At 71.9% G+C, this 5,872-nt stretch carries 7 protein-coding genes; 2 read left to right on the top strand and 5 right to left on the bottom strand.

Translation table 11 applies throughout. The features are described 5' to 3' along the window. Positions 1-131: 131 nt before the first annotated feature. Positions 132-1,370 carry an MFS transporter gene (locus ASG04_RS07450; protein WP_056122011.1) on the bottom strand — a complete coding sequence of 413 codons (1,239 nt, stop codon included), beginning with the start codon at positions 1,368-1,370 and terminating at the stop codon, positions 132-134. Further along, positions 1,367-1,801: a MarR family winged helix-turn-helix transcriptional regulator gene (locus ASG04_RS07445; RefSeq protein WP_056122009.1), complete on the bottom strand. Its 435-nt coding sequence runs from the start codon at positions 1,799-1,801 to the stop codon at positions 1,367-1,369. The genes ASG04_RS07450 and ASG04_RS07445 overlap by 4 nt, the downstream gene beginning before the upstream one ends. Before the next feature lie 63 nt (positions 1,802-1,864). On the opposite strand from ASG04_RS07445, the gene ASG04_RS07440 reads away from it, so the two are divergent. Beyond that, positions 1,865-2,155, top strand: coding sequence for a hypothetical protein (locus ASG04_RS07440; RefSeq protein WP_056122007.1), 291 nt, complete (start codon positions 1,865-1,867; stop codon positions 2,153-2,155). A 29-nt stretch (positions 2,156-2,184) separates the two neighbouring features. After that, on the top strand, positions 2,185-2,448 hold the full coding sequence (locus tag ASG04_RS07435) for a hypothetical protein (protein ID WP_056122004.1): 264 nt from the start codon (positions 2,185-2,187) through the stop codon (positions 2,446-2,448). Here the strand turns inward: ASG04_RS07435 and ASG04_RS07430 are convergent. The 3 genes from ASG04_RS07430 to ASG04_RS07420 are packed head-to-tail and all read right to left on the bottom strand — an operon-like array spanning position 2,389 to position 5,659. Beyond that, entirely contained in the window at positions 2,389-3,876 is a 1,488-nt protein-coding gene (locus ASG04_RS07430) for a DUF6716 putative glycosyltransferase (protein ID WP_156463570.1), read from the bottom strand. The two genes, ASG04_RS07435 and ASG04_RS07430, sit on opposite strands and share 60 nt — an antisense overlap. Next, positions 3,873-4,745 carry an N-acetylneuraminate synthase family protein gene (locus ASG04_RS07425; protein ID WP_056121999.1) on the bottom strand — a complete coding sequence of 291 codons (873 nt, stop codon included), beginning with the start codon at positions 4,743-4,745 and terminating at the stop codon, positions 3,873-3,875. The genes ASG04_RS07430 and ASG04_RS07425 overlap by 4 nt, the downstream gene beginning before the upstream one ends. After that, on the bottom strand, positions 4,742-5,659 hold the full coding sequence (locus ASG04_RS07420) for a cytidylyltransferase domain-containing protein (RefSeq protein ID WP_056121997.1): 918 nt from the start codon (positions 5,657-5,659) through the stop codon (positions 4,742-4,744). Before ASG04_RS07420 ends, ASG04_RS07425 begins: the two co-directional genes overlap by 4 nt. Positions 5,660-5,872: the final 213 nt, after the last annotated feature.

The raw sequence follows: 5,872 nt of genomic DNA, 5'->3' as shown, positions 1-5,872 counted from the left end.
CTGCGCTCGCCTGGTCACGCGAGCGGGCGGAGTGCCGGGGTGGTCCCGTTTGCGGACCCTGCGGTTCCGCCCACTCGCGAGTCCGGCGGCCGGCCCGAGCAGTCGCAACCACCCGCGCCGCCCGCCGCGCGTCAGACCATCTCGCCCGCGCCGATCGCCTGGGCCTCGACGCGCTCGGACTCCGCGCCGTCGTCCACCCGGCGCAGCACCTTCGCGGTCACGAGCGTCACCACGAACGCGACAGTGACGGACGCGCCGGCGAAGACGTACGCCGCCGAGGGCGAGTAGGCGTCGGCGAGCAGCGTGGCGACGGGCGGGGCGATCGCACCGCCGATGAACCGCACCGCCGAGTACGCGCTCGAGGCGACGGAGCGGGGGAGGTCGGTGGCTTCCATGACGCATTCGGTGAGCACGGTGTTCAGCACACCGAGCACGAGGCCGCCGATGACCACGCAGATGATCAACCCGACCTGCGACTGCACCACGACGGCGGCGGCGAACAGGTCGAGCGCCAGCAGGGGCAGCGCGATCCGGAGCACGGTCGTCCGACGCATGCGCGCGGTGAGCATCGGCGCGACCCACACCGAGGTGATCGCCAGGCCGACGCCCCAGCCGAAGAAGGTGAACCCGATGCCGAGTGCGCCGAAGCCGAGCGGGAAGGGCGTGTACGCCAGCAGGACGAAGAAGCCGATGTTGTAGAACAGCGCCGTCGCGGCGAGGGCTGCCAGGGCGGGGTGGGCGAGCGCGCGGAAGGGCGCGGAGAGCTTGGTCGGCACGGGCTTCTCGAGCCCGGAGGACTTGAGCATCACCGCGACGGCGATGAACGCGATCGCCATCAGGGTCGTCACGCCGAAGAACGGGCCACGCCAGCTGACCGACCCGAGCAGACCGCCGACCAGCGGGCCGATCGCGATGCCGAGACCGAGTGCGGCCTCGTACAGGATGATCGCGGAGGCCGTGCCACCCGACGCCGCGCCGACGATCGTCGCGAGCGCGGTCGAGATGAAGAGCGCGTTGCCGAGACCCCATCCGGCGCGGAAGTCGATGATCGTCCACACGTCGTTCGACACCGCGGCGAGCACCGAGAACACCACGATCAGCGCGAGGCCGATCATGAGCGTGCGCTTGGCACCGATGCGGCTCGACACCCAGCTCGTGAAGAACATCGCGACACCGGTCACGGCGAGGTAGCTCGTGAAGAGCAGCTCGGTCTGTGCCGGAGTCGCCTTGAGCGACGCCGCGATCGCCGGCAGGATCGGGTCGACGAGACCGATGCCCATGAAGGCCACGACACAGGCGAAGGCGATCGCCCAGACCGCCTTGGACTGCTTGAGGATGCTGCCGGACGACGCCGGCGCGTGCGCGTTCACGCGGTGATCTCCGTTCTGGTCCTCGATGCGATGAGGGCCGATGCTTCGTGCAGGACGTCCCACTGGTCGTCGTCGAGATCGGCGAACAGCGGCCCGACGGTGCGCGTCAGGGTCGCGCGCCACATGGTCAGGTGCTCGGCTCCGGCCGGGGTGATCTCGATGAGCTGACCGCGGGAGTCGTCCGGGTCGACGGACCGTGCGACCAGGCCGTCGGCGAGCATGCCGCCGATGAGCCGGGTCATGGTGGGTTGTGACACGCGCGAGGCCCTGGCGAGTTCGCCGAGCCGCAGGGGCTGGTCGGTCTCGAGGATGCCGAGCGTGCGCCAGACCGCCGGGGACGTGGTGTTCCCGGTGGACTGGACGGCGGTGCGGATCAGGCGGTTCACGGAGACGAGGAGCGTCTCGATGGTCTGTTGCCGCGTTGATTCCATAGCTGAACTATATAGCACCGCTATGGAAACGACAAGACAGGGGCCCCTGGTAGACAGGACGGCATGAGCGACATCACCATCCACGAGGGCGACGAGTACACCGCCATCTACCACGAGGGCCCGTTCGACGGCCAGACGGACACCCGCACTGCCACCGGCGACGCGGTCGAGGACGAGGTGACGGTGTTCGCGGACGTCGAGGGGCTGCAGACGGCCTTCACCTACAAGGCGACCCACACCCGCCAGGTGCTCGACCAGACCTCGGTCGACTACACCTTCGTCCCGAGCGAGTCCGACCCGCTCGACGACCTGCAGGAGCGCGGCGACCGCAGCGGCGGGTTCGACCGGGAGTAGTCCCACCCGCTCACGCGTTGCACGACCACATGCAGCTCGACCTCTGGACCTCCGCCTTCTGCGCACCGTGCGCCGCCGCCCGCCGGGTGGCCGCCGACGCGGCACGGCTGGTCCCCGGGCTCGCCGTGACCGAGCGCGACGTGGCGGCACACCCCGACGACGCAGAGGACCTCGGCATCCGCTCGACCCCCACGATCATCGTGCGGCGGTCGGACGGGGCCGAGGTCTTCCGTTCACCCGGCGTCCCGTCCCGCGACCAGCTCCTGCTGGCCGTCGCGCGCGCGATCGACTGACGGGAGGCCCGGCTCGGTTCGTGCGCGCTGGCCCCGGTCCGTCACTCCACCCGTCCGCTGCGACGTGGGTGCGCCGATCACCGTCGGTACCGGGGGTGCGAGTACCCGCCGCACGCGCCGGAGCAAGCGCTTCGCCGTGCGGACCGGGGTGCCCATGACCGTCGCGACGATCCCGAGGGCCGACCGGTCGGCAGCGCCCAGCGCGTTCTTGCGCTCCCAGGCCCGCCGCAGGACGCCTCCGTGGCTGCGGCGTACACTCGGACGGTCGACCAGCAGGCCGGCGTCGCGGGACTCCATCAGCGCCTCGGCACGGTCGGCCCAGTCGTCGTCGGCGCTCGGGTGGAAGTAGTTGTCCGTCATCCAGTCGGCACGGACCCGCCCGAAGCGGCCGTCCACCAGGTCGACGGCATCGCCCTCGAGCCCGCTGCCCACGAACACCTCGTTGATGAGCGGCCGTGCGATCCCGAAGTCCGTCAGCGTCAGGGCCGGGATGCCCCGGGCAGCGGCTTCGAGCACCGCCGTCGAGCTGATCGTCACGAGGGCGACCGCCCGGTCGAGGTGGTCCGCCATCGGTCCGGTCTCGACGACGAGGTTCGGCGGCGCGTCCGTCGGGACGAGCTCGGCGTAGGGGAAGGTCTCGCGGTGCGTCTGCTGCTCGCCGGCGACGGCGCGGGTCTTCACCACGACCCGCCAGGACGGGTGTCGACGAGCGGTGTCGACGAGCCAGCCGGTCACGCGCGCTCGATCGGCTTCGGACTCGGGGACGCTCGGCTGCGCGGCGAACACCACCGAGTCCCGCTGCCTCGGAGCAGCGTCCGGTGTCGGCGGTGTCGGCGGTGTCGGCCGTGTCCGCCGTGTCGGTCTTGTCGGCGGTGTCGGCTGCGTCGGCCGCGCGGCGAACGGCAGCGTCGCGAGTGCGAAGGCCGGTTCGACGCCGTTCTCGGTCGCCAGTTCCTCGTACGCACGGACCTCGCGGTGGCTGTGCAGCACGAACAGGTCGGCGCGGGCGCGGGAGAAGACGCCCTTCCACTTCGCCGGGAACGAGATGCCGGGCAGACCGGTCAGCACGACCGGGCGGGGGCCGACACGGCGGTGGACCTCCTCGATCAGGAGCTCCGCGACCGGGCCGATCGTCGACACGAGGACGGCGTCCGGGGGTTCGTGCCGCAGCCGTTCGACGATCGTGTCGACGGTCAGCGCCGCCGGGGGAGCGGACGCCAGGGGTGCGAGTCGGTCGTCCAGCCCGCGGAACGCCGCGCGCAGCTGGGCCGTGCTCGCCGTTCGCGGGGTGTCCACCACGAGGAGCTCGAGCGACCAGGCGGCGGGTGCCGCCGACAGCAGATGGGCGCCCCACTTCGCGAAGGAGTCCGTGTCCACGATGCCGACCACGAGCCTCCTGGCCGGACCTGGTGCCGGGGTGTCGCTCACGCGTCGATGCGGCGCAGCTTCGCGAGCGGAGCGAGCTCGCCGGGCATGACCCGCTTGACGCCGTCGCCGAGCGCGCTCTCGATGATGCGGACGTCGCGGGCGAGCGTGGCGAGTCCGTGGGGCTCGAGGGACGCGGCGTGGTCGGAGCCCCACATCGTGCGGTCGAGCGTGATGTGCCGCTCGACGGCCGTCGCGCCGAGCGCGACCGCAGCGATGGAGATCTGCAGACCGGGCTCGTGACCGGAGTACCCGACGGGGACGCCCGCGAAGCGCTGGGCGAGGGTGTCGATCATGCGCAGGTTGGCCTCGTGCGCGGGCAGCGGATAGGTCGAGGTGGCGTGCATGAGGACGAGCCGCTCGGTGCCGAGGGCGGCGACGGCGCGGTCGATCTGCTCGAGCGTCGACATGCCCGTCGACAGGATGACGGGCTTGCCGGTGGCGGCGACGGCGGCCAGCAGTCCGAGGTCGGTCACCGACGCCGAAGCGATCTTGTACGCGACGACGTTGAGGGACTCGAGGAAGTCGACGCTCGGCTCGTCCCACGGCGACGCGAACCAGTCCATGCCGCGCAGCGTCGCGTGGTCGCCGATCTCGATGTACTGCTCGCGGTCGAACTCGACGCGGTAGCGGTACTCCAGGTACGTCATCTCGCCCCACGGTGTGCTGCGGGGCGTGTTCTTCATGTGCTCGGGCGTCGAGATCGCGGGCGTGCGCTTCTGGAACTTGACCGCCTGCAGGCCGGCATCGGCCGCGACGTCGATGAGCTGCTTGGCGATGTCGACGTCGCCGTTGTGGTTCAGGCCGATCTCGCCGATCAGGTAGGCGGGGTGTCCCGCGCCGATCGTCGACGTGCCGATGGTGACGGTCATGGTGCTCCGTTCGTCGTGGCCAGCGGCCAGCGTTGGGGGTCGTGCGCCGGTGCGGACGGTCGTTGTGCGTGCTGGCGGCGGGGGTCGCCGCGCTGGGTGGCGTCGGGCCGGGTGGCGTCGGGCCGGGTGTCGCCGCGCCAGGTGTCGCTGTGCTGGGGGTCGCCGCGCTGGGTGTCGTCGCGCTGGGTGTCGCCGCGCTCGGTGTTGCCGTGCTGGGTGTCGCCGCGTGCGTCGAGCTGCGGGGCGAGCGCTGCCGCGAGGGTCAGGTCCGCGGGGTCGTCGATGTCGATCGCGCCGCGCGCGTCGACCGGCGAGAGCTCGACGCGGCCGAAGAACCGGTGCCGATGCCGACGGAACCCGTCCGTGCGCAGCGCGTAGAAGGCACCGGTCTCGCGGTACTCGGGGTCGCGGTCCTGACGGCGAGGGCGGGTCGAGGCGTCGTGGTTCACGGCCACCGCGTGGCCGTCCTCGTCCGTGCGCCAGAGGAACGCGTGCGACGGTGCCGCCGCGAACACCGCGTCCGCCGAACCCCCGAGCACGCGGGCGACGGCGTCGTCGAGGTCGTTCGGGTCGATGAACGGGGAGGTCGCCTGCAGGAAGAGGAGCACCTCGGGTTCGATCCCGTCGGTCTGCAGCGCGTCGAGGACGTGCAGGAGCGCCGACTCGGAGCTCGCTCCGTCGCCCGCGAGGTCGGCCGGACGCCGGACGACCCGCGCGCCCGCAGCGCTGGCTTCGTCCGCGATCGCGTCGCCGTCCGTCGACACCACGACGCCGTCGACCAGGCGTGCGGCTCGCCCGGACTCGACGGCGCGGCGGACCAGGGAACGTCCGGCGACCGACCGCAGGTTCTTGCCCGGGATGCCCTTCGACCCGGCACGCGCAGGGACGACCGCCACGACGCGCATGTTGCTCATGGCCAGGACGCTAGGGAGGCAGCGTGACCGGCAGGGGAACGGCGGGGAAGCAGCGGCCCAACGCGGGCTGGCGTTCGCGGGTCCCGAGTGTGGGCGTTCGTGCAAGGCGGCGAGGTGGCGAGCTGGCGTGGTGGGTGCTGGGTGCTGGGTGCTGGGTGCTGGGTGCTGGCGAGCGGGCGGAATGTCCGGGTGGTTGAGCTCGGGCACCCCGCG

This window comes from Curtobacterium sp. Leaf183, from assembly GCF_001424385.1.
In the GTDB taxonomy this organism is placed as follows: domain Bacteria; phylum Actinomycetota; class Actinomycetes; order Actinomycetales; family Microbacteriaceae; genus Curtobacterium.
The sequence above is the reverse complement of the archived record's forward strand: the minus strand, read 5'-3'. Positions and strand labels throughout refer to the sequence as shown.

What these genes read in the sequence shown, in the direction of transcription:
- ASG04_RS07420 (WP_056121997.1), bottom strand. Translation starts at nt 5,659, where the DNA reads ATGAGCAACATGCGCGTCGTGGCGGTCGTCCCTGCGCGTGCCGGGTCG.
- ASG04_RS07445 (WP_056122009.1), bottom strand. Translation starts at nt 1,801, where the DNA reads ATGGAATCAACGCGGCAACAGACCATCGAGACGCTCCTCGTCTCCGTG.
- ASG04_RS07425 (WP_056121999.1), bottom strand. Translation starts at nt 4,745, where the DNA reads ATGACCGTCACCATCGGCACGTCGACGATCGGCGCGGGACACCCCGCC.
- ASG04_RS07435 (WP_056122004.1), top strand. Translation starts at nt 2,185, where the DNA reads ATGCAGCTCGACCTCTGGACCTCCGCCTTCTGCGCACCGTGCGCCGCC.
- ASG04_RS07440 (WP_056122007.1), top strand. Translation starts at nt 1,865, where the DNA reads ATGAGCGACATCACCATCCACGAGGGCGACGAGTACACCGCCATCTAC.